Annotated in this window: 18 protein-coding genes and 1 pseudogene; 10 read left to right on the top strand and 9 right to left on the bottom strand. The window is 67.1% G+C overall.

Annotated features, from left to right (window positions below):
* Window positions 1-15: 15 nt before the first annotated feature.
* The 3 genes from ACIQ8J_RS33835 to ACIQ8J_RS33825 all read right to left on the bottom strand — a co-directional run bounded on the left by ACIQ8J_RS33835 (window position 16) and on the right by ACIQ8J_RS33825 (window position 3691).
* Window positions 16-423, bottom strand: a complete 408-nt coding sequence (locus ACIQ8J_RS33835; protein WP_403277674.1) for a transposase — start codon at window positions 421-423, stop codon at window positions 16-18.
* Window positions 306-929, bottom strand: a complete 624-nt coding sequence (locus ACIQ8J_RS33830) for a hypothetical protein (protein ID WP_403277673.1) — start codon at window positions 927-929, stop codon at window positions 306-308. Before ACIQ8J_RS33830 ends, ACIQ8J_RS33835 begins: the two co-directional genes overlap by 118 nt.
* 152 nt (window positions 930-1081) lie before the next feature.
* Window positions 1082-3691, bottom strand: a complete 2610-nt coding sequence (locus ACIQ8J_RS33825; protein WP_403277672.1) for an RICIN domain-containing protein — start codon at window positions 3689-3691, stop codon at window positions 1082-1084.
* Window positions 3692-4280: 589 nt separating this feature from the next.
* Between ACIQ8J_RS33825 and trpC the strand changes: the two genes are divergently transcribed.
* From trpC to ACIQ8J_RS33810, 3 genes and pseudogenes are all read left to right on the top strand, one after another.
* Window positions 4281-5087 carry an indole-3-glycerol phosphate synthase TrpC gene (gene trpC / locus ACIQ8J_RS33820; protein WP_403277670.1) on the top strand — a complete coding sequence of 269 codons (807 nt, stop codon included), beginning with the start codon at window positions 4281-4283 and terminating at the stop codon, window positions 5085-5087.
* Complete coding sequence (locus ACIQ8J_RS33815; RefSeq protein WP_403277668.1) at window positions 5084-5722, top strand: phosphoribosylanthranilate isomerase; 639 nt, start codon at window positions 5084-5086, stop codon at window positions 5720-5722. The genes trpC and ACIQ8J_RS33815 overlap by 4 nt, the downstream gene beginning before the upstream one ends.
* A 72-nt stretch (window positions 5723-5794) precedes the next feature.
* Window positions 5795-6322 (top strand): annotated as a pseudogene (locus ACIQ8J_RS33810) (transposase); the annotation flags it as partial.
* Window positions 6323-6502: 180 nt separating this feature from the next.
* Here ACIQ8J_RS33810 and ACIQ8J_RS33805 read toward each other — a convergent pair.
* The 3 genes from ACIQ8J_RS33805 to ACIQ8J_RS33795 form a co-directional block, all read right to left on the bottom strand.
* Complete coding sequence (locus tag ACIQ8J_RS33805; RefSeq protein WP_403277667.1) at window positions 6503-8020, bottom strand: chitinase; 1518 nt, start codon at window positions 8018-8020, stop codon at window positions 6503-6505.
* 415 nt (window positions 8021-8435) lie between these two features.
* On the bottom strand, window positions 8436-9197 hold the full coding sequence (locus ACIQ8J_RS33800) for a lytic polysaccharide monooxygenase (protein ID WP_403277666.1): 762 nt from the start codon (window positions 9195-9197) through the stop codon (window positions 8436-8438).
* A 69-nt stretch (window positions 9198-9266) separates the two neighbouring features.
* Window positions 9267-10646, bottom strand: coding sequence for a fibronectin type III domain-containing protein (locus ACIQ8J_RS33795; RefSeq protein WP_403277665.1), 1380 nt, complete (start codon window positions 10644-10646; stop codon window positions 9267-9269).
* A 342-nt stretch (window positions 10647-10988) separates the two neighbouring features.
* Between ACIQ8J_RS33795 and ACIQ8J_RS33790 the strand changes: the two genes are divergently transcribed.
* The 4 genes from ACIQ8J_RS33790 (at window position 10989) to ACIQ8J_RS33775 (ending at window position 16287) form a co-directional block, all read left to right on the top strand.
* Entirely contained in the window at window positions 10989-12098 is a 1110-nt protein-coding gene (locus ACIQ8J_RS33790) for a hypothetical protein (protein WP_403608064.1), read from the top strand.
* Between the two features lie 507 nt (window positions 12099-12605).
* Entirely contained in the window at window positions 12606-13937 is a 1332-nt protein-coding gene (locus tag ACIQ8J_RS33785; protein ID WP_403277677.1) for a D-alanyl-D-alanine carboxypeptidase family protein, read from the top strand.
* 255 nt (window positions 13938-14192) lie between these two features.
* The gene (locus tag ACIQ8J_RS33780; protein ID WP_403277663.1) at window positions 14193-14726 is read left to right on the top strand and encodes a DUF6542 domain-containing protein; all 534 of its coding nucleotides are present in this window, start codon (window positions 14193-14195) and stop codon (window positions 14724-14726) included.
* A 64-nt stretch (window positions 14727-14790) separates the two neighbouring features.
* Window positions 14791-16287 carry an LCP family protein gene (locus ACIQ8J_RS33775; protein ID WP_403277662.1) on the top strand — a complete coding sequence of 499 codons (1497 nt, stop codon included), beginning with the start codon at window positions 14791-14793 and terminating at the stop codon, window positions 16285-16287.
* A 161-nt stretch (window positions 16288-16448) separates the two neighbouring features.
* On the opposite strand, the gene ACIQ8J_RS33770 is transcribed toward ACIQ8J_RS33775, so the two are convergent.
* The 3 genes from ACIQ8J_RS33770 to ACIQ8J_RS33760 all read right to left on the bottom strand — a co-directional run bounded on the left by ACIQ8J_RS33770 (window position 16449) and on the right by ACIQ8J_RS33760 (window position 17875).
* Window positions 16449-17003, bottom strand: a complete 555-nt coding sequence (locus tag ACIQ8J_RS33770) for a transposase (protein WP_403277661.1) — start codon at window positions 17001-17003, stop codon at window positions 16449-16451.
* Window positions 16973-17470: a helix-turn-helix domain-containing protein gene (locus tag ACIQ8J_RS33765; RefSeq protein WP_403277660.1), complete on the bottom strand. Its 498-nt coding sequence runs from the start codon at window positions 17468-17470 to the stop codon at window positions 16973-16975. The genes ACIQ8J_RS33770 and ACIQ8J_RS33765 overlap by 31 nt, the downstream gene beginning before the upstream one ends.
* A 210-nt stretch (window positions 17471-17680) precedes the next feature.
* Window positions 17681-17875: a hypothetical protein gene (locus ACIQ8J_RS33760; RefSeq protein WP_403277659.1), complete on the bottom strand. Its 195-nt coding sequence runs from the start codon at window positions 17873-17875 to the stop codon at window positions 17681-17683.
* 316 nt (window positions 17876-18191) lie between these two features.
* Here ACIQ8J_RS33760 and ACIQ8J_RS33755 point away from each other — a divergent pair, with 316 nt between their 5' ends.
* The 3 genes from ACIQ8J_RS33755 (at window position 18192) to ACIQ8J_RS33745 (ending at window position 22767) form a co-directional block, all read left to right on the top strand.
* The gene (locus tag ACIQ8J_RS33755) at window positions 18192-18800 is read left to right on the top strand and encodes a nitroreductase (RefSeq protein WP_403277657.1); all 609 of its coding nucleotides are present in this window, start codon (window positions 18192-18194) and stop codon (window positions 18798-18800) included.
* 342 nt (window positions 18801-19142) lie between these two features.
* Window positions 19143-19358 (top strand): hypothetical protein, encoded by a 216-nt coding sequence (locus ACIQ8J_RS33750; RefSeq protein WP_403277656.1) that lies wholly within the window; start codon window positions 19143-19145, stop codon window positions 19356-19358.
* Window positions 19359-21099: 1741 nt separating this feature from the next.
* The gene (locus ACIQ8J_RS33745; protein WP_403277655.1) at window positions 21100-22767 is read left to right on the top strand and encodes a hypothetical protein; all 1668 of its coding nucleotides are present in this window, start codon (window positions 21100-21102) and stop codon (window positions 22765-22767) included.
* Window positions 22768-23583: the final 816 nt, after the last annotated feature.

Raw genomic sequence — 23583 nt, 5'->3', positions numbered from 1 at the left:
CGCCGGAGGCTGGGACTATGCAGGCTTCGCGGTGAGGGTTACGTTGTGGCCGAGGGCCTGGAGTTGGCGCACCAGTTTCTTGGTCCGGGCTGCGGAGTCGAGAGCCCGCAGGTGGTAGTCGGATCCAAGGTCGTGGAACCGGGCGTCCGGATCGTTGAGCAGGTTCCAGACGATGACGAGCATCGAGCGGGCGACGGCCACCAGAGCCTTCCCGTGGCCTCGGTGCTTCACCAGCCGTTTGTAGCGGGCGCCGAGGAACGTGTCGGTTCGGGCGGCGGCCATCGCGGCCTCGCCCAGGGCCGTCCTCAGCCAGGGGTTGCCCTGCCCGATGCCGCCGGGAAAATTCCTTCCGGCGGACTGGATGGTTCGTGGGGAGAGCTTGGCCCCCGAGACCAGATGGCCCGCGGTGGGGAAGATGGCCATGTCGAGTCCGATCCCGCCAGGATGACCTGGGCGGTCGTGGGACCGATCCCCGGAATCGCGTCCAGGCGTTCCTGCGGCGTCAGACCGCCGGCCCTGCGCGGTTCGGCCTCACTGGCATCGGCCAGGTCGGTGAGTGCTGCCTCTATGCGACCGGTGAGATCGTCGAGCTGTGCCTGCGTCCGGTCGATCGCCTCCAGCAGCGTGCTCAGCAGATAGGCGTGATGCTCGTCGAACTGGCCGGTCAACGCCGCGGCCAGCGCTTCTCGTTTGGCCTTGGCCTTGCCCTGGGCGAGCTCCGCGAGTTGCCGCGGATCACGTACTCCGGCGACCAGCGCGTCGAGCATCATGCGTCCGGAGAGCCCGAAGATGTTGGTGAGGACCGATGACAGCTTGATCTGAGCGTCTTCGAGGACTTTCTCCACCCGGTGCTTGTGGCGGGTGCGCTCTTGAGTGAGCGCGGATCGCAGCTGCGTCAGATCCCGGATCTTCCGGAGCAGCCGCCACACGACCCCATTTTCACGGCTGCGCCGACGTCCGGTATGCCGGATACAAAGACTCGTTGGTCCCGCGCTGTCAGGTGCCGCCATACAAGTGTGCCTGCCCCTTGGGATAGGAGTCCGGAAAGGGGCAGGCCTGTGCCGAGCGGGGGCTCCGTGGATCAGCAGCTGATTGTCTTGCCATTCACGGCGCAGCCCACTGGTTTGGGCGCCTTGCTGCCCGGTACGCCATTAATCTGGAACATCACGCTGTCGCCCGGCAGGACGTCAGCGGTGCCGCGAATGGTCACAGTCCGATTGCCCTCGGGGCCGTCCACGGTGGGTTTTTCAATGGGGCCTTGGACCCTTCCCGCCACCGTCATCCCGCCCCGCACCTGGAAGATGAGCGTCCAGCCCGCGGTCAGCGCGAGGCTGTTTTCCGGAACGGCGAGGTTGAACTCGCCCAGGTAGTAGCCGACATCCTGGTTCTTCGTCTTGAAGGTCAGAGACGGCTCGGCCTGCCTGGCCGACTTCACCTCCTTGAACTGCCAGCGCTGGCTGGCTGAATCACCGGGCGTGGAGATGGTCAGCGGCGCGCCCTCGGCCACCGCGTCGTTCTGTACGGTCAGGGTCGGCATTGCGCCGGAATAGGTCCGGATCGAGTACCTGCCGTCTGCCTGCTCCCGCAGGTCCCACACCACGCGTGCGGCTCCTTGGCTGCACGGGCCCTGCTCTACCCGTCCGCTGTTGTTCACCAGGCAGAGACCGCTGTGCCTGTTGAGCAGCTTCCTGAACGCACCTTCCGCGACGACTTCCCACTGCCCGTTTGGGGTGCTGGAACCGTGCTGGATGACTTCGGTCCCTCCCGCAGTGCTGGCGTTCTTGACGACGGCGTTGAGGCCGCTGTTCACGTTGGTCAGGGTGTACGTCTTCCCGACCACCGGTGTATCACCTGGGACGATGGCCGGAATACCAAGCGGCTTGAAGCGATCGTTCTTCGAGAGAACAGCGTCGATTTCACTCTCGGACGGCAGCCACGGAGTAGTGCGCCAGGCGTCCTGGAGCAGCGGGTTCCCCACCCCTTCGATGCTGTAGCGCCCGTGTGGGGAATCAGGGCCGGAAGTGCAACCTCCGGTGACCAGGTTGCACATGCGCTCAAAAATACTCTTGCGGTTCACGTGGATGAATTCCTCGGTGAACTTGAAGAACCCCGCACGTTGGCCCAGCCGGTCCAGGTACCACATTCGGTGGTCCTGGTTCTCGTGGTTCGGGTACCGCACCACCAACTTGTCACCGTCGTGGCCGTTGCCCGCGTACTTGTTGAGAGGCTCCAGCGTCCGGTCGTCGTGCGGGCGCGGATTGTGCAGCGCGTACCTGCCTCCGCCGATGCTCTCCAGGCGCCACTGCGCATTGGTGTAGTTGCACTCGCGCACCTGGGCAGTGGCCCCGTTCGTGTCCGCCCATGCCCCCAGACACTTGTTGTAATCCGCCTTGGAGTGCAGCTTCCAGAGGGCGCCGTACTTCTCCAGGACCCACTGCTGGTTCGCTCCGCCATGGCCGCGGTACGCATAGGCCCTGCCGCTCGCATCGTCGACCACGAACGAAGGCTTCGGCACACCGCGCAGGGCAATGGTCTCCCCGTGGTGCGGCGTGGGGTCGCCGTAGGCGAAGCCCTCGAATGCCTTGCGCGTGGTCTTGACCATGTGGTTCTTGAAGTCGCTGCTCTTCAGGGTCGTGCGCAGTTCGGCCCGCAGCCCGTCCTTGGCCGTCTCCGCCTTCCGCATCAGTTCCGGACGCCGGTCCGCCGGTGCATCCGCGACTGCGCTGTCGAAGACCGCCTCGGCCTGGGCCACCGAGTACGCGACCGACTGCTGGTACTGCTGCCACATCCGCTGCAGGTCACCGGGGATGGTGTCGTTGAGGACCTCGGTCAGCTTGTCCTTCCACGCCTTGTCACGGTCAGCCCGTGCCTCCTTGATGATCACGTCGAGCTTTTCCCATGGCCACTGGACCTGGCCGGTGGCCAGGCCGTAGATCCACGAAATGATGGCGATCGCGAAGGACACCAGCATGCCGACGGCGGGCAGAAACACTCCGACCACGGCATTGACCAACGTGGCCACCGCCAGCACGATGTTCCCGACATCGCCCGACTCAATGGCGTCGAGGAGACCGAAACCGGCCATCAAGATGCCAGCGTGGGAATTGAACATTCCCGCCAGATGGGCCCAGGTCGTGATGTCCGGCGCGGCTAGATTTGGGAACTGGCCCATCAGCGTGCCGAGATCAGGATTGCCGATGATGCCCTTGCCGCTGTCCAGCGCATCGTTCAGGCTGGCCTTGGCTCCCTGCATGGCGGTGAACGCGTACTTGTCGGGGTTGGCGACCTGCTGCTTGAGGTCGGTGGTGAACTGCCCGCCGTTCGCCTTCAGACGGGAGACCTGCCCCTTGGCCTCCGCCAGCATTTCGTCGTACGACTTGGCTTTGAACGCTTGCAGACCGTTTCGTTGCGCTTCGGCTCGCCAGGCGGTCGGATCGAACCTCTGAGGCTGCTGAAGGCTTTCCAGAAGCCACTTGCCCTGATCCTGTGTGGACCGGGTCTGGGTCTTCTCCAGCTCGGCGTACACCTTGTCCTTGAGATCGGCCGGTATTTTCAGCGGCGGGATCTCGACTCCGGCTTCAGCGCGAGTCATCGACGTCGAGACCAGGGTCGCCGCGTGCACGGGCGAAGGAGCCAGCATCGAGACGGCCAAGGCAGCAGCCAGCACACTGAGCAACAGCCGGAAGCGCACGAGTTTTGATGTGAAGGCACGGGCCCTGGGCGAGGTGGAAAGGTGTGGATGTCTCATGGTCGGCTCGACTCCAGTTCCGGCAAATACGCGTCACCCGTGCGACGCACGGTGCGAAGCTGTCACCGTATAGCGTCAATTCCGGCAATCGGTCGGAGAAAGTTGACACTTCCACCGGAAGTTGATCCGATTGCTTCGGGTGAGGTGCCCGGGCCTCCACATTCTGCGTAATGGGCGTGATCGAGGCCTGGGAGTGTGTGGGCGGATCATCGTCTCTCCGTCCGGACTGCTGCCATTGGTTTCGCGACAGCGGGCGCATCCGCAAGCAGCGGCGGAAGAGATGTATGCGACCGCGACGACAAAGGGCGAAAGACCCTGTGCTCAAATAACTGGCGGCGGTTTACTGGTCGCCACGCCGGTCGCCGTCACGCGACGCAGCCGCGCCAGTCGGCGTGGAGATATTGAACCGAAACTCTTCGGGTTCCTTATCACGAGGCTGTGACCTGCGGCGACGCCGCAACGGCGTTGGCAGACCAAGAGTTTCAGATCAATATGTCTGTTGGATCAAGTGGCGACAGGGGAACGGCGCACGATGAACACGCTCGACGATTTGGTGGCAGGCGCCACCGAGGACTGCGAAAAGCGGCAGGTGGCCAGGCCGCTGGCGGCGGTGCAGGCAGCGGTGGGGACAGAAGTACCCCGTGACGTCCTGACCGTGTGGGCTGGTCCCGATCTGGCGGTGATCTGCGAGGTGAAGCGCGCCAGTCCGTCGAGGGGGAAGCTTGCCGACGTCGACGACCCAGCCCGCCTCGCCGCCGAATACGCGCGGGGTGGTGCGTCGGCGATCAGTGTGCTTACAGAGGAGCGGCGCTTCCTCGGTTCCCTGGAGGACCTGCGAGCGGTGCGCGCCGCCGTCGACGTGCCGGTGCTACGCAAGGACTTCGTTGTGTCCGAGTACCAGGTGTGGGAGGCCCGTGCGTACGGCGCCGATCTGGTCCTGCTGATCGCGGCGGCGCTGGACGACGCGCAGCTTGCCGACCTGTACCAGCTGACCACGGAACTGGGCATGACCGCGCTGGTGGAGGTGCACGACGAGGAGGAGGCCGCACGGGCGGTCGAACTCGGGGCGCGGCTGGTCGGGGTCAACGCCCGCAACCTGAAGACACTTGAAGTGGACCGGGGGACCTTCACCCGCGTGGCACCTCTGCTACCTGACACCGTGTTGAAGGTGGCCGAGTCCGGGGTGCGCAACGCCCGGGACGTCAGAGCCTACGCGGAAGCAGGTGCGGACGCGGTCCTCGTCGGCGAGGCCGTGGTCACTGGGGCGGACACGGCCACCGCGGTGGCCGGCCTGGTCGAAGCGGGCCATAGCGCGCGCGTCAGGCAGAACCGCCTGTGAGTAGTACTCCGCTGTTCGTCAAGATCTGTGGTCTGCAAACGGAGCGGGACGTCGACGCCGCGGTCGAGGCCGGAGCTGACGCCGTCGGCTTCGTCTTCGCGGACAGCCCTCGCCGCGTCGATGCCGTAACCGCCCGACGCCTGGCACGGCGGGTGCCGGACCATGTCATGACAGTCGGCGTCTTCCGTAAGCAGTCGGTGGACGAAGTCCGCGCCCTGGCACAGGCTGGCGCAGTGGACGCGATCCAACTCCACGGTGGTGAGGGTCCTGACTACTTCACGGCACTGCGGGACGACGGGCGCACCCTCATACGCGCTGCTGGCTGTGAAGAAGGCGCGGGGCGCTGCGGTGACCTTGGTGAGGATCTGCTCCTGATCGACGCCCCGGACCCTGGCTCCGGCACGCCGTGGAACTGGGCCGCCGAGCACTTCACCCCACCAACCGGTCGCTGGCTGCTGGCTGGCGGACTCACCCCGAAGAACGTGCAGGAAGCGGTATGCGTCACCGCCGCGTGGGGCGTGGATGTATCCAGCGGGGTGGAAGTACACCGTGGCATCAAAGACCCCGGCCTCATCACATCCTTTCTCGAAGCTGCTCGTGCCGCACGCCCGCCCCTTGAGGGCCGTCAACCGTAGGCGGCTCTGGTCGCTGGTACCGGTAGTTTGTTGACTTGGGTGCGGGGTGTCGGTAGTCCGGAGGGGGTGGCGATGACCGCTCGCCGTCCGTGTCTGTCGGCGCCGGGCCCGCTGGAGGAGTACGCCGCGTGGTTCGATGGACTGTTCGCCTCCTTGGCCCAGCGACGGGGCTTCCGTGAGTACCTGACCGGGCTGTTGGTACCGCGGGACCGCAACAAGACGTTGACCTGCCTGGCCGACGCGGGGCGGGTGGTGGGTGCCCGCGACCCGGCGGTGCAACGGCTGCAGTTCTTCCTGTCCGAGTCGCCGTGGGACGTCGATCGCGTCAACTACCGCCGCCTCGAGCTGCTGCGCGGGCATCCGCAGACGGCACCGCACGCGGGCAGGGTCCTCGTGATCGACGACTCCGGGGACCGCAAGGACGGCACCGCGACCGCGCACGTGGGAAGGCAGTGGCTGGGACGGTACGGCAAGCCCGACAACGGAATGGTCACCGTGACCACGCTGTGGACCGACGGCCGGATCTACCACCTGCTGCATGCCCAGCCGTACACCGCCCGCCCACCGCTTCGCACGCGGCACGCACGATCCCGCATTTCGCACCAGGTCACAGATCGCCGCTGCCCTGGCCGCACGGGGCAAGGAGGCGGGCTTCGCGTGTCGGGCGGTGGTGGCCACTGCGCCTACTCCGTCAGCGACACCTGGTACGACGCGCTACGCGAAGCCGACCTGCCCTACGTGGCTTACCTCAAACTACGGCCGCCGCCCTACGGATGCGGCCTACTTGCCCTGGTACTGGGCGAAGGCCTCCGAGAACTCGCCCTGCTTCTGGTCCATGAGGCCGGAGTGGTTGTACAGCTCGTTCTTGCTGCCCGGCTGGTCGCGGTTGGCGGACCACATCGAGAGCATGCCGACACCCTTGCTCTTGGCCCAGTCGCGCAGCTTGGGCGCGTCGCTGGTCTTGAAGGTCTCGTTCGGCACGTCGTTCACGCCGATCATCGGTGTGACGCCGATCATCTTGTACATGTCCGCGGCCGACTTGCCGTAGATCTTGGCCAGCTGGGCGGCGGTCTTGTCCGTCGCGTCCGCGGCGGCCTTGGCCATGTCGGAGCGGTCGCTACCGTAGTCCATGGTCATGATGTTGACCTGGTCCACGTTGACCCCGGCCTTCTTGGCCTGGTCGACGACGGCCACTCCGCTGTCGTTCAGCCCGTGGCTGTCCAGGACGGCGAGGGTGTAGGAGATGTGCAGCTGGCGACCCTGCTGCTTGGCCCAGGCCTGGACCTTGGTCAGCGCCTTGGCACGCACATCGTTGACCTGGGTCTGCTGCTCGTGGGCGCCCTCGACGTCGAAGTCGAGCTTGGTGAGGTCGTAGTCCGTGACGATCTTCTTGTAGATCTCGGCGAGCTTGTCCGGGTCGGACTGCTTCTCGTCGATCATGGTGCCGTTGGCGCCGCCGAAGGAGAAGGTGACGTCACCGCCCTGCTCACGGATGCTGTTGACCACGTCGATGTAGGTCTTCTTGTCCGTGCTCAGGGTGGGCTGGCCGGCCCAGGCCGGCTTACCGGCGGTGTCCGCGGTGATGAAGGCGAGGGTGACGTTCTTCGTCCCCGGCGCCTTCTTCGTCATGTAGTCGGCGACGGAGAAAGTGTCCTTGTCCCACGTGATGGTGCCGTTGGACTGGCCCATCGTGGGGTCGATGTAGGGCGACCACGGCTGGAGGCCCTGCACCGTCTTGTCGGCCTTGACCGCCGGAATGGTGCTGGTGTCGAACTTGTACGAGAAGCCGAGCGTCAGCTTCTTCTTTCCGCCCTTGGCAATGGTCTGGTTCTCGGCCTTGCCCGCGGCGTCCTTCGGGCTGATCTTGATCTGGTCGCCGTGGCCGGAATCCTTGGAGGCCTTGACGACCTCCGCCTTCAGGTTCCAGAAGTCGCCCCAGATCTGGGGGGTGTCGACGGAAACCGCCTTGGGGAAGTTGAGTGTGGCGGTCCAGCCTGTCTTGACGTCGCCGGAGCCCTGGTTCTCCAGGTTGAGCTCCAGCTGACCGGAGGTCGACCAGTCCTGGATGGTGCCGATGGCGGCCTTCAGGCCGCTGCTGGCCTCCGCCTTGACGCCGGTCATGCCGTAGACCGTGGCCTTGCCGGGATGCGACCCGGCGGTGCTCTGGACGGTGGTCGGCGCGGGCGTGGCGCCGGCGGTCGCCGCTATGGCCGAGCCGCCGATCGCGGCGACGATCGCGGTGCACGCGACGATCTTTGACTTGCGGCTCTTGGGAAGGTTGAAACGCCGTCGATTCACCGGGGGATTCCATTCATTGACGGACTCATAAGGGGTGGGTGCGGCTGCTCGCTGTCAGAGGGGGAGTCAGCGGGAGCGGCTCGTTGAAGACGCTAGCCGGTAAGGGAGTTGTGAGCCCGAGGCGAAGGTTGACCGCCTGTCTTCGAACCGAGACGGTCACGCGAATTAGGCATTTTGCGTCGGGTCGGAGCTCTCCCAAAGGCGGCCCCAAGTCGACCCGTGCCGTCATTCCCAGTCAATTTGAGTGGGCCGATGGATGACCCAGTGGGGCGGGGGAGGGGAAGCAACACCGTGCCCCGTGACAGGAGGTTGCCGCTACCGGCAGCTCGCGGACCGGCCGTGCCGCACCATGACACCCTTGCGGCCGGCGCTCAATCAGCGCCGGCCGCCAAGCCCTCTACAAGGAACTCCTCTGTCAGAGGACGACGTCCAGCACGGCGTAGAAGGACTCGTCACTGTTATTGGAGCCGAAGATCTGCTCCTCCAGGGCATGGTTCGGCGACGCGTCATGGTCGGGCTGGAGCTGGCGCTGCCAGATGGCGTAGATGGTGTGCTTGCCATGCTTGTTCTCGGGCAGCCGAGCCGTGTGCCGGTAGGTGGCGACCATACCGTTGGGGCCCTGGGTGCGGCCGGCATGCGTATAGGCCACGAGGAACGGAGTCTGCTCCAGGTCGGACCACTTGAGCGGCTGCGACGTGTCCACGCCGTCCTTGGTAACGTAGTAGGAGATGTGGCCGGTGTGGGAGGCCGTCGCCTGCCATACGAACTCGTAGTTGCCGCCCTGCTTGCGGGCAGCGGACAGGTCGGTGCGGTGCCAGTCGCTGCGGGGCAGGTCCATTCCCTCGAAGCCGGGCACGTTGGCGCTCGCCAGCTTGCCGTCGGGAATCATGTTGCGATGCTTGCCCGCCACATTTCCGTGGGCCATCTGCTGCCAGGTCCCGTAGGCGCCCAGGTTCTTGCTCGCCTTCGCCGCGGCCTTGCAGGCCGGGTCCTTCATGGCCTCCGGGCTCCAGATGCTGCCCAGTTCGGGCTTGACGCAGTACCAGTTGCGTGCGATGGGGCCGTCGTTGGAGCCGTGGGCGGAAGCACTGAGGCTCAAAGGGCCGAGCAGGAGGAGTGGTGCGGTGCACAGGGCCGCGCCCACCCTGAATTTTCGGCGGAAATTTCGGATCTTCATCTTCACGGTAATTCTTCCCTCTCCGGTTACCCGATGGGGTGTCCGGGAAGCAGTGGGTCAGGACGGGTTCTACTTCGTGGAAACGGTCTTCTCCTTGGAGAATTCACCGAGGCTGCCGTTTTCGAGTACCGCGCGCACCTTCACCTTGTACGTCTTCTCCGGGCGGTCGCCCAGTGTGATCTCCGCCATGGCCTTGCCGCCCTTGGCGGGTCCGGGCTTCACGTTGCTGGCCGTATCCGGGTCGTAATAGCTCACCGTGGTACTGAACTTTCCGTTCAGATAGACCTCGTAGCGCAGGATCTTCTTCTGGTTCTTGGGGACGTCCCACGTCAGACCGAGATAGTGAATTCCCGGCCCGTCCTTGACGATCCACGACTTCGCGTCCAGGTCCGTCGGGGCGGTGCCGTCTACCGGCTTGTCCCCGGAGGAGGTCGTCGCGGAGGCCACGCCGGAGGCCGACTCGTTTCCGGCCGCATCCACGGCCCTGACCTCGAAGGTGTACTTCGTCGATGCCTTCAGCCCCGACACCACGGCGGCCAGCTCATCGGGACCGGTCGTCTGGAGGGGCTCCTTGGTTCCCTGGAGGTAAACGCGATAGCCCGTCACGCCCACGTTGTCCGTAGACTTGTCCCAGGCGAGGCCGACCGCCTGCGCCCCGCTGACCGTGGCCTTCACATTCTTCGGGGGCGTCGGCGGCTGGTCGTCGGGCGCGGGCGCCGCCCCCGTCGTCACCTTGACCGCATTGCTGGCCGCAGAGACATTGCCCGCACCGTCCACGGCCTTGACCGTCAACTCGTACGCCGTATTGGGCCTGATGCCGGCGTTCTCCTTCGTCAGCACCGCGTCGGTCCGGTCGGCAGCGGTGGCGAAGATCTTCTTGCCCTTGTCGAAGACCTCGTAATTGACGACACCCTTGTTGTCGTGGGAAGCATGCCAACCGAGCTTGATCGTCCCGTCCTTCTGGGCCTGACCGGTCACATTCGTGGGAGCGGTGGGGGGCTCGCGGTCGGTCTCGTCGCCGCCCTTGCAGGGGAAGGCTTCCCCATTGAGCTTGCATCCGCTGATCTCGGGAATGTTCTTGCCGTCACCCTGGATTCCGAATTCGATGCGCTGCCGGCCACCGGCGGGCACCGTGCCGTGCGCGGTCGACTTGATGGTGACGTGGCGTCCCTCCTGTGCACTGGACGCCGTCCACGTGGAATTTAGCTGGGCCTTGCCGGAGGAGGTGTCGAATTCGAGGGTCCAGTCCGCCGCCGGGGACGAGGTCTGGTTCGCCAGGCTGAACGAACCACTCGACCACCACGTGGTCGAACTGCCCATCTCCATTTTGGCAGTCAGCCCCTCCTGGCCGGCGACCGCGTACGAGGCCAGCGGCACCAGGGCCCCTGCCGCAGCAATACCGGCCAGCCAGACGAAGGCTTTCTTCTTGCTTCCGCGCTTGCGGCTCATTCAATCCTCTTCATGGACGTGGGTGGCTTCCCGTAAAGCCCTTGCAAAATCCACTAGTTGTGAGGACCGTAGCAGTGACGTCCGGTAGAGAGGTTCGGCAAAAGTTGGCCGACGGTTGACGATGGAGGACAGATGGCGGCCCTTGCTCAAGGTCCCCTTAGGAGGATCAAAAGCCCGGCGTCGCTCGGTACGTCTTATGGTTAGAGTGCCATTGCGTTCCGGAAATACGCTGCCGAAATATTCCGCCTTTCCTTCTGGTGCCCTCAGGTCGGCCCAGGATCGTTTGAACCACTAGAGGACACAGTGAAGCTTCTACCTGAGGGCCAGTTGGTTACGGTTGCGGTGTATGCCCTGGAGTTCGGGGCGTACACCGGGCTCTGCGGTGTGCTCGTGGCCCGTCTACGAGACCTCCTCCCGTGCCGACACCCTTGGATACGCGGGACAGCCTTCGGACTGTGGGGGACTCTCCTCATAGCCTCCGCTGCCGGTCTGCTCCTGCCCACCGGGCAGGGCCACGTGTGGCGCCTCTACGGGCTTGCCCTGCTGCTGCTCGTCGGGGGGCTTCTTCCTCAAGTGGTGGGCGGGGGAGACCGGCAGATGGGCCGCCGCCACACCGCAACCGTCACGGCGGCTCTGCTCCTGTTCCTGTGGGGCGCCACCTGGACGTTGGAGACCCATGGCCGCGGCGGCACGCCCCACCCCGCCATGCTGATCGCCTCGACGCTCCAGGTGGTGGCGACGGCGACGGGCCTGGGGACCTCGGCCATGTGTTGCCTGTCGCGTCGCTGGCCCGCCACCACCGTCAGGTTGATCGCCTGTGCGGCCGTGCTGTCTCTCACCACCGGCGCGTATCTGGCGACGGTCGAGTCGGCCTCCCTCTGGGGCCTGTTCCACACCGACTTCGGCACCGCGGCTCTCATACACCTCGTCGCGCTACTGGCGACTGGGGCGCTCGTCGCCGTGACCCGCGCCAAGACCGTCACCCGCGGGCGGAGACTCGGGAAGTCGGCCGCGGTCGGTCTGCTGCTCGCACTGACGGTCTTCGCCGCGACGGGCTACCTCGCGGCCATCCCTCACACTCCGGCGGATATCAGAGCCGCCCCGGTCGCCCGCACCCTCATCTACGACCCGCGCGCGGGAAACCTGTGCGGCCTGCACGGAAAGGGCCGACTGGACGTGGTGGTGGAACGCGCACGCTCGACGGGGACGGCCGTGACGGTGAACGCCACCGACCACAACGGGCCCGTCGGTGACCTGGAGGGCGTCTCGCTGACCTTTACGCACCTGGAGAGCGGCCGAACCGTCCGAACCGAACTCACCCGCCGTGACGGCGGCACGTGGACGGGGGACCGTGTCTTCCTCGGTCTGCCTGGCGCGTGGCAGGTGACAGCCGGTGTCGGTATGTCGGCCGTGAAGGTCCCGGCCGACTCCGCGCGCATCAACGTCCTGTGAAACAGCCTCTGTCGACGGCTCCGCGGCAGGGTCACCGTCCGACAGCGGCGCCGGTCCCACGCATACGCCGACGGTGCGCGGTGTCGAGCCCGCGGTGAGGCGGGCGAGGCCGGTCGGTCGACGCGGGGTATGTCGCCGCCGACTGCGGCCGGAAGACCAGGCGCGGGCCGGTCGGCCGGCCATGACGGGCGCCGGAGCGGAGGGAGGGGCGAAACAGGCGCTCCGGGCCACTTTGACGTGCCCGGCAGATGCAACCGAACGCGCTGTCTCTGTAACGGCGTTGGGCTTGGCGACGATCTGGGGTGGCCCGCTGTCCACGCCACGTCCGCCCTGGCAGGAAGGCCGCGGGCTCGAAGTGGGGCATCGTGGGTGACCGCCGCCACATGACACCTACCATGGTGCACATCTATCCTTTTTTCATGGAACCAACCAGATCTCCCGGCATATCCATATACCTAGTGCAATAGCCCCTGCCGGGGCAGGATGAAGGAGATCGCGGTGGTGGGCATGTCTCCCAGGGAGCGGGCGGCGCAATCGGGACCGGCCGAGAAAGCCGGAACGGGCGACGGGCCCCCGCCGCCCGATGCCCCCGCCCGAGCCGTCATGCGCTGCGTCAAGATCTGGACGCCGATGCTCCTACTGCTCGTTCTCGTCGTCGCGGGGGTGCAGCTGGTGCGCCCGCTGCCGGACCCGGCCCTGCGGACCGCCGCCGACGCGTCTTCGTACACCTTCGACGGCCGGTTCGACATACCGTGGCCCGCCAAGGGTCAGGCCGCGGTCCAAGCGCAGGGGGTGGGCGGCCTCGGCACGTTCGGGGACCCCAGGCCCGTACCGACGGCCAGTGTCGCCAAGGTCATGACGGCGTACCTGATCCTCCAGGACCACCCGCTGAAGAAGGACGAGGCCGGGCCGGAGATCGAGGTGGACGCGAAGGCCGTGGCGGACGGCAGGGCCGAGGACGAGTCCCGCATCGAAGGACTGTCGGTGGGCGCCAGGTTCAGCCAGCTGGACATGCTGAAGATGCTCATGATCCCCTCGGGCAACAACATCGCCCGGCTGCTGGCCCGTTGGGACACCGCGAGCGATTCCAAGGCCGCGTTCGTGAAGAAGATGAACGACGCCGCCGAGCGGCTCGGCATGAAGGACACCGTCTACACCGACCCCAGCGGACTGGACGCCAAGACCGTGAGTACCGCCGTCGATCAGCTGAAGCTGGCCGAGGCGGTGATGAAGCTCGATGCGTTCCGGCCGGTCGTCGCCCTGCCGAACGCCACCCTCAAGGGCCTTGCCGCGCCGCTGAACAACAACAACGACAACCTGCTGCTGTCCGGCCTGAGCGTCAAGGGCATCAAGACCGGCTCCAGCTCGGCGGCGGGCGGCGCGCTGATGTGGGCCGCGTACAAGTCGGTCGACGACAAGACCCCGCTCATCCTCGGCACGATGATGGACCAGCACGTGGACGGCCCCGACCACAATGCCGCCAACTCCCTGGCCCTGGTCAAGGAGAACAGCAAAAAAGTCATAAAGGCCGTCCACAACGCGCTCACGTCCGCAGTCGCGGTCCGCAAGGGTCAGACAGTCGGGTACGTGGATGACGGGCTCGGCGGCAGGACTCCGCTCGTCGCCACCGAGGACCTGCGGCTCATCGGCATACCGGGTCACAGACTCGCCCTCACGCTCAGCGACGGCGGCAAGACCCTGCCCCGCTCGGCGAAGTCCGGGACCCGGGTTGGCCGTCTGACCCTCGCCGGCGTCGCCGACGCGCCGAGCGTCCCGGTCGCCCTGGAGCACGACCTGGCGTCGCCGTCCCTCGGTTCCCGACTGACCCGCCTGGCGTGAGTCCGCGACCCGGGCCGTCGTCGAGCAGCTGGTCAACGCCCTTGTGGAACCGCTCTCGTGACGACTTCAGGCCCCTCGATGTGGTTGCGGCCGGGCCCTCGGCGGCTCGCTTCGCCAGAAAGCCAGACAGAATGAAAAATCCTTACATTTGCACAAATAAGCATTCGAAAAGTACGTTCGGTTGCCTGCCATGAAGGAGCGCCACAGCGTCGCGGCCGGGGATCCGGCACGGTGCCCGTGCAAAAGGTGTGAGGGATGACTGACATTTGGGGTCAGCCGGGTGAGCCCGGCCGCGCCCGCCCGGTGAACCTGCATACGGAGCACACGAGGCCGTCGCACCAACTCCGCCTGCCTCAGCAGCGGCAGGGCACCACGGAAGCCGGACTTCCGCGGACGGGCGCACTGGCCTCCCCGCCCGACCGCGACCGTAGCCGCCCGGCCGTAGCCGCCCTGCTCCTGGTCGGCGGTGCGCTGCTCGGCGCGCTGGTGTCCGGTGGGGCGGGGCCGTTCTTCGCGGTCTGCTCCGCCGCCGGTGCGGTCGGGGCGATGTGGTTCAGCAGCCGGTCCGGTGCCTGGTGGACGGTGACGGCGGCCCCGGTCGTGGTCCTGCTGGTGGGCATGGGCGTACGGATGCTGCTCGATGCCGACACCTCGACCGGCGCGGCCTTGGCCACGGGCGCACTCACCTGGTCCGCGCACGCTTTCTTCGCGATGCTGGCCGCCCTTGGGGCCGCCCTGGCCGTGCCCCTTGTCCGAAGGGTGCGGGGGAGGGGGAAGCGGCGTGGGTGAGCGTGGAGCAGGGGGGAGCCGGGCGGAGCGGCGCCGGGGCACACGGCCGTCACGTCTGACCGTCGTGGGGCGTACGGCAGCGGTCGGGGTGTGCGGCCTGTCGCTGATGGGCTCCGGAACGTCCTGGTACACCTACGAGTCGCTGACGAACGGTACGGCCACCTCGGACGCGTTGTCGCGGACGCAGAAGAACGCTCCGCCCAAGCTGGACAACTCCGTCAACCTGCTGCTGATCGGGCTCGACAGCCGCAAGGACATGGACGGCAAGGATCTGCCGCCCGAGGTCGTCAGCCAGCAGCTGCACGCCGGCGCGTCCAGCGAGGTCGGCGGCTACAACACCAACAGCCTGATCCTCATGCACATCCCGTCCGGCGGAAAGGCCAAGGCCCAGGCCATCTCCATCCCCCGCGACGACTTCGTGATGACGTACAACGGGGACGGTTCCCAGCAGGGCATGCACAAGATCAAGGAGGCGTACGGCATCGCCAAGGCGGCCGCCGAACCGGGGCTCAAGGCGAAGGGCGTCACGGGGGCGGACCTGGAGCGGCAGAGCCGGGAGGCGGGGCGCGAAGCGACTCTCGCCACGGTGCAGAAGTTCCTGGACGTGCACATCGACCACTTCGCAGAGGTCAACCTGATCGGCTTCTACGACGTCGCCAAGGCGATCGGCCCGATCGACGTATGCCTCAAGCGCGCCACCAAGGACCCCGCCATGAAGGGCCAGGGCTCCGGTGCCGACTTCCACAAGGGCATCAACACCCTGGCCACCCCGGCCCAGGCGCTGGCCTTCGTGCGCCAGCGCCACAACCTCGACGATCCCGAACACACCGGAAACAGCGGCGACTTCGCGCGCACGCACCGCCAGCAGGCGTTCATCACCTCCGCCGTGATCGCCCTGAAGAAAAAGGGCATCATCGGCGACATCGGCAAGGTGCAGGGTCTGCTGGACGTGGTGAAGAAGGACATCGTCATTGACAACCAGTGGAACCTGCTGGACTTCGCCCAGCAAGCGCCCAACCTCACTGGCGGCAACGTCGTCTACAACACCCTGCCCGTCAAGGCCCTGAAGGACGTCATGGGCCCCGACGGCGTCAGTCAGTCGGTCAACGAGGTCGAAGTCGAACAGGTCCGCAAGACCGTACGGACACTCTTCAGTGGGGATGGCGGCTCCACCCCGAAACCCTCGGCCACTCCGGAGAAGGCCGCCCCGGCGACGGTGGACGTCTACAATGGCTCCGGCATGACCGGCGCCGCGGAGACCACCGCCAAGGCCCTGGCTGCCGCGGGCTACACCAAGGGCGCCGTCGCCAACCGCGCCGCCAGCAAGACCCAGGTCCTCTACGGTGCCGGGGCGGACAAGGCTGCCGGGCAGATCGCCGCCAAGCTCAACGCCGGTACGGCGACGGCGAGTTCTAAAGTTCCCGCCGGGCACGTCCAGGTGATCCTGGGCGCGGGTTTCACCCCTCCCGCCAGCGGCCCCACCTCGGCTCCGTCGTCCAGCCCCCGTCTGGTCTTCCAGGGCCCGGAGGTCGACGGAGGCGGCATCCCTTGCGTCGACTAGCGGTGGTTTGTTGGACCCGGAAGGGATCAAGGGTGGCAGCGAGCCGACCATGATGCTGGACTGCGGCGGAGGGAAATCCCGCGCCTGCCGCCATCGAACATATCGAGGGCTTGGCCTGCGGTCATGCCCGGTCCAACAAATTACCGCTATTGCTGGATTCCTCAAACGGTGTACAGATATCGGCGTCGTAGAGTCCGGGTTGGTGGGGCGGGACGGCCCCAGATCCAGGGTCCGGCGCGGGCGTTGAGCTGGTCGGTGGCGACGCGGGTGGCATGGGTGATGTGGCCGGCGTCGCCGAAGGAGCGTCCGGCCAGGCCGGTCTTGCGGAAGAGGCGCCACCAGCCCTCCTGCAGGTTGAGCCAGCAGGCGCCGACGGGGATGAAGACCTGCCGGATACGCGGGTGGTCCTCGAGCCAGGTCCGGGTGGACACGCTGTTGTGCGGGGACAGGTTGTCGGTGACCACATAGATGTCGCCGACGGGGTTGGCGGTTTCCACCAGCTGGAGGGACTGCTGGTAGAAGACGCTGTTGCGGGAGCTGGCGGCCATCGTCACCTCCTGCCCGTCCCGGACCCGCAGAGCGCCATAGACCCAGGTTTTCTCCGGCCCGCGGGAATAGTCCAGCTCGTCCTTGATGCGGTGTCCGTCGGCCGACCAGCCCGGCGCCGACGGGAAGGTGCGCGGGATCACCGGGCCGAGCTCGTCGGCGCAGACCACCGTCGCGCCGTCGGGCGGGCTGGTGTAGAGCTCGACGATCCTTGTCCTCTTCCCTCGAAGTCCCGGTCCTGGGAGCGGATCCACGAGCGCGTGCGCCGCCAGCGCACCCCCTCCGCCAGCAGAATCCGGCGCACCTGGGAGCGACTGACCTCGATGCCAAGCTCTTGGGCCATGGCCGCCAGGGAGTCCAGGGCCCACTCCGAGGGCCCGGACTCGTCGAAGGACCACATCTCGTTCGAGAGCTGCACCTCCAACCGGCCCGGCGGCAGCAGTCGGACCAAGCCCACGATCCGCGAGCGCTCCGCCTCGGTGATCCGGCGCTTACGGCCCTGCCCGCCCAGGTCCTCCAACCCCTCCAGACCGGCGTGGTTGAAGCGGTGCAACCAACGCCGCACCGTCTTCTGACTGCACCCCAGCCCATCCGCGATCGCCGGGACCGTCCGGCCGGCCCAGCTCAGCCGGACCATCCGCGCCCGCACCACCAATCCAGCGGGGCCTTGCGCGCCCCCGCCAACCGCTTCACCAGCGCCTGCTCGTCCTCGTCACGGCCCGGCCGCGCCCGTAACACCATCGTCCAGCACCCACCCCGAACCGCGCGTCTATGCCTCTACCTGGGGTTATACCCATCAAAAGCGGAATCCCGCACTAGCGGGGGTGCGGAGCGGGCTCGGCGCCGGTCACGTGGCAAGCGCCGAGGCCAACGACCACGCATCAAAGGCGACGGCACCACCGGCCGCCGCCCGATCCTCACCCTGCCCGGACGGCTGCTGGCCATCGTGCTCCATCAGCGCCTGGCCCTGCCACAGGTTGCCATCGCCGACCTGTTCGGCGTCGCGGCAGAGACCGTCAACCGCCGCATACGCGACCTGCACCAGCTCCTGGAAGAAGGCGGAACCACTATCCGACCAGTCCGAACACGGCTACGAACCCTCGAAGGCCTCCACCGCTACACCGACCGGAAAGGCATCACCCGCCACACCGAGATCAAACCAGCGTGTTGATTACCGGCAGGCCCCAACGAACTACCGGTAGGACTCACGCCCGCGGCCCAACGGAGTTTCCTCCCGCCGCACCGCTGAACCTCCCTCCCCGCCACCGCCGAACACCGATCCGAACGGCCGGGCGCTCCACATCGGCTGCGGCGCCGCCCTGTTTACCCTGCGCGTTGCCGCGGCCCACCGGGGCCGCGTGGCGTCGGCACGGCTGCTGCCGGACCCGGAGCGGCCCGGTCTGCGCGCCGCCGTGCACCTGACGACAGCCGTGCGGCCGGACCACGATCTCGCCGATCTCTACGCGTCCATCGCGCACCGGCACACGAACCGCCATCCCTTCACCGGCGAGCCGGTCGCGTCAGAGCTCCTCGACGCCTTTGCCGACGCGGCCCGCGCGGAGGAGGCGCTGCTCGTCCACCCCGGACCCTGGCACGTCGAACATCTGCTGAGCCTCACTCGTGAAGCGGACGGCCAGGGCCACCAAGTCCCGGACCGCAGCTGGAGTTGCGTCGGTGGACCCGGAGCTAGTCGGAGCAGGCCGGGCACGGGGTGCCCCCGTACGGGTTCGGTCCCCGCGGCACCGGGCACGGGCGTCCTGGTCCGAGACTTCACGGCGGCGCAGGCGGTGGCAGATCGCCCGACCGCCGAGTTCGAGCGCAACCCCCGGCTCGCGCTGCTCGGCACGGCGGCGGACCGCCCGGTGGACTGGCTCCGGGCCGGTCAGGCCCTCCAGTGGGTGCTGCGGTTCGGACACGCGGCGACGCCCGGCCGCCGCAGCGTCCAGGACGTACTGACCGTCGACTGATGCCCAGTCCCACCGTCATCTCGCATCCCGTATGGCCTGTTGCGGGACCGGTGCCGGTGCGGACCGGACGCGCTGAACGTCGACTGACGCCACGCCCAGTCCCATCAGCCGTCCCGCATCCGTACGGCGTGCTGCGGACCAGTGCCGGGCCGGGACGGGCCGACGGGTTGGCCCGTCCCCCTCCGTAAGCGGTGTTTAGGCGATCCCTCGCCCCGGCCCCCGAAGCGAGCGCGAAACGAAATATCCCCTACGCCTATGTTCGTGCTGTCGGGACGCCACGCGGCGGCCGTCCGACGGCAGCCGGGGCCGACGCCAGGCCAACCACAGTCAGGAGGACACTCCATGAAGCTCCGCAAGCGCATCGTGATCGCCTCGAGCACCGTGCTGTTCGGCTCCCTCGCCCTCGGCGGCGTCGCCCAGGCGGCGACCCACGGTGGCGACACCGGTTCCCAGGGCTCGGACAACACCGCGGACAGCACAGGAACCGCCGAACTGGCCGTCCGCCTTGCCGAGGCAACTGGTCGAGACACCGCAGCCGCTGCCCGTCCGCTGGGCTGATACCGCAGACCCCGCACATACCTGCACTGCGTAGGCAACGACTCGCCCCTCCCCGCTCGCCGTACGGTCGCAGGTGGTCCGATCCCGTGTGCAGTGCGTGATCGAAATCACGCGTGAGAGCGGGATCAAGACAGGCCACACTGTTCGCGAACCTGGTCCCTGAGAGGCGAGCCATCGTGACGCACCGGCGCCGACACCGCAGCATGGAGCCGCTGGGCGCACGTGCTCGTCCATGGCGAGGGTCCGTGATGGGAGACCCGGTGGCACGAAGTGTCCACCTTCGGCGCGTAGTTGTATCCGATCGGTGCGGGCCGGTTCGCTCGCCTCGGCGCTACCGTTGCGGTGCCTGGTGCTCTGACGTGTTCTGCGGACGTCGCGGCCCCTGGGTGGCACGAAGTCGGGCGGTTTTTCATGAGAAGTCAGGACCGCGTGGAGGGAGCCTCTTCATGCCTCTGGCGTCCCGCCAAACGACGAGAGCGCCTACATGCCCAACGGCCAATACATACTTGCACCCCAGTCGTAGGACCAAGCAAGGAAGTCCGTCCAGACGTCCGTTCAGTCGACGGGGTCAGCCGCGCGCGGTGCGCGAGGGACCGGACCGGTCCCCTACCGACGGCGCCAGCGGCACTGGAAGTCCGGGCACGTTCCGGCCCGGAGGAGCAACAGCTCGGTACGGCGATCGTGGACATGGCGACGGCCGAGTACGTGGCGGTCCTGGTCCCGCGCATGGGAAGTTCAATGGAGTCCCTCGGTGAGGCGGTCGGCCACGCTCGCAATCCGCGTGAGCAGCGCCTGAACATCCTGGCCCGGGCGAGGGTTGCCGTCGTGGCCTGGAGAGGCTGCAAGGCCTCGAGACCGAAGAAGATGGCCTTCGAGGGCTCGGCCGCGGAAAGCAGCACACTGGCGCGGCAGGACCTGGAGAAGTGGCGCCTGTACTGGCGGAGGAGCGCCGTCCGCCGGAGGTTGCACCGCCAGGCGAGAGCAATGTGGCTCACGGCCCCGACCGCTGCCTGTGGCCGCGGGCGAGTGTCGGGCGGTCGGAGCCGGAGGAAGGATCGACGCCGCGGGAGCCGTCGTACGACGAGGGGCTGGCGTTCTGGCGGTCGGTGCCACGCGCGGGCCAGGTGCCCGACGGTGGCACACCGGCGGCAGGGCGGCGCTCTAGCTCGTCAGTACCGCGACCGGTCAGTTGGCGGAGAACGGCGACGCCCCAGGGAACGGGGCCCCGATCAGCGCAAGGGTGTCCCACCGGGGCCGCTGGCAGCAGCGGCGGCTGAAACCGGTCGGGCAGGCATGTACCTGGTGGTGAACCGTGCTGGGGACAAGGTTCTCGACGGCAAGAGCAGCACCGCCGACGGCGAGCCGGCAGTGAGTGGCAGTTCGACGGGCACCCCTGGCAGCGGTGGACGCTCACTGCGACCGACGAGGCGGGCCCGACCGTGGCGACGGACACAGCTACAGGCAAGGTCCTGGACACGGCTCCGAGACGGTTACGGCGTGCGCCTCGTCCAGTGGGACCGCGCCGAGGGGCGGCCCCAGTGATGGCAGTTCGAACTGGCCGGCGCGGGACGGCGGCCTCCTGCAGGCGGAGGCGACGACCGCCCGTCCTTGTCAGCAACGACAGCGCCGACAGGGACGGGCAGGACCGTGGCCCTGCGGAACCAGAGGGCGGGCTGGGCGCCAGCGCTGGGCAGACGCGACCCAAGAAGAAACCGCTGTAACAAGTAACAGGAGAGCAATCGTGTACGAAGACCAACAGCAACAGCAACAGCAACAGCAACAGATCCAGCGGTCACCCTCACCCGTCCAGAGCGTTGCCGCGGTCAGCGTGTCGCAGAGCGCGGCGCAGGAGGTCCACGGCCACTTCCAGGCGATGGCAGAGCATGTCGCCGCGCGGCAGGAGCGCATAAACGCTCTCCAGCAGCAGGTCAACGATTCTGCCGCCCGCTTGGAACAGATCAATCAAGCAAAGGCACGCGCCGCAGCCTTCACGAATGGGGTCGAGAACGTCGTGACCTCCGTGATGGATGCCTTCCATTCCGGCGGGGGCTACGTCCCCTCCTCCACCTACTCGGAAGCGGACCGGCAGCGGGATCGGGCCGCGCTCGATGAGTACTTCCAACAGAACGAGATACACGCCGCTGCCTCCAATGCCCAGAAGGACGCCGACGACGCGGCCTGGTACCAGCAGCAGGTTCTGGAGGACGCGGCGCACGCGGCGCAGCAGATCGCCAATCGGCGACGGTACGCCGACGAGCAGGCAGCACAGCTGCAGTACTGGGCCCACGAGGCGGAGCGGTCGAAGGCGGAGGAACAACGCAAGCAGGCGGAACACGCTGCCTGGGTTGCCCAGCTCACCGCTCCCAGCAGTGCGGAGATCGCCGCACGCAGCCACCCTTCCGCCGCCTATGGCAGGATCCAGCTCAAGCGTCTAGAGGTCTCGGGGCTCGAGAGCCAGATGCAGGCGGAGGAGCGCAATGTCGCCCAAAGGGTGCACGACGCGCTGAAACACCCCAAAGGAGTCGATGCCGTCCTCGCCAACTCGGCGTCGGCACACTACCTGAAGGTGCGGGGGGCCCTGTCCGGGGCGCGGCAGGAGCTGCGGCGCCTGCCGCAGGACGAGTTCGCGGCGGCGCCCCAGAATTTCCTGACGCAGATCATCGTGTCCACCGAGTTCGATCACGGGCTCAAGGGGCTCTACCCGAACCTGTCCCCCAGCCTGCGCGCGGAGTTCATCAACGCCATGGATCGCTGGGACCGGCACTGGTTCACGCTGGCGCCGGATACCCAGCGGGAGCAGAAGGGGGTCCCCGCCTTCACTCTGACTCCGGCCCTGGAGAAGTACGTGGCTGAGTTCCCCGATGATGGGTTGCTCGGCCGGATGAAGACCGAGGGGCGGATCGTCCCGGCTTCGTCGCAGGATGCGTATACACCGACCGCATACGTTCCCTACCGCACGGGGAAACCCAGGGCAGACGACTTCCCCGGCACGATCGGCAATGCTCACGTGCGCCGCGAACCCGATCCGTCCGGAGAGGAATTCAGCCCCGACTTCGTGTTCACAGCAGGGATGAACGGGTGCGCCTTCACCGTCACCGAGGGGGCAGACCCGCAGCACTTCACCGCCTGGCACTTCCAGTCGCCAGGCAGCAACAGGACACAGGCGGAGATGTTCCGGGAGGAGCACCACCCCAGTGATTGGTTCGGCCACGACGAATACGAGAGCGAGGTCCAGTCGGGACTCTACGAGGCGACGAACCTGCTCTGGCGGAGCCCCGAGGGGTGGAAGGTGCTGAGCCAGGAAACCAGGTACAGCCACACGGACAGGAGCGCCGTGCACGGCATGAAGTACACCGACCGGTCCCTGAACACGGGACCTACCGATCTTTCCGATGGGTTGCCAGCGTGATGTTGACGGTGCGCGATAGGCAGTACGTGGTAGGGGCAGGGAGGGGCTCAGGCCACGTGAACAGGCGCCGGTGAACGGATCCGAGTGGGAGCGGCTGAGAGGACTTGGCCGTCGGCAAAGCTATCGCGCCGTCGCGCGGGGCTTAGTTCGTCTTTGAATTGCGCCGTGAGGCGCTGTGTTTCGTGTGGAGGTGAGAGACCGTGCGCCACGAGGCGCTGTGATCCGCGTGCGGGTGTGAGACCCGCGCCGTTGTCCCGTCGCAGCGGGACGACAGAAGCAGGGGGCAGTCGGGCCCGGCGAGTCGGCCGGATCTGCTGGAGAGCAGCCCCGACAACGACGGGGCGCACCGGAACTACCGGACAGTGAGGGTCCGGCAAGCGAGACGGGAAGGTGGACGCGAGGAACCAGCGGTGTAAACACCAATGCCCCGCCGTTAGGCCGTTGACCTGCGATGCAAGCAGTTCCCGGAAGTTGAGGACGGAGAGGCGGGGCTCCGCGTAGGACAGGAGTCGACCAAGACATCTGCCCACGGAGCCCCATTGTTCACCGATTCTGGCATGCCTGCTGCTTCGCGGGGGCGGGACGTACTGTTCTCTCCCGGTCATCTGGGAGAGCTGACCCGGTTCATCACGGCTGCGCTTGTCGACGAGACGCTTACGGCGTCCTGCCGGATGCCCCAGCGGATTCGCCTACTCCCGGCCCGGGTGAGGTGATTCCCGGAGTGACTCTGCTGGTCTTTTCACGGGTGGTCTGGCGTGATCGTTGTCCCGGTGGGACGGTGAGGGCTGGTTGGCGTTCGCGGGGATCCGATGGGGT

The organism is Streptomyces sp. NPDC094147, assembly GCF_044764265.1.
Taxonomy (GTDB): Bacteria; Actinomycetota; Actinomycetes; order Streptomycetales; family Streptomycetaceae; genus Streptomyces.
This window is presented reverse-complemented; position numbering and strand designations above follow the sequence as displayed.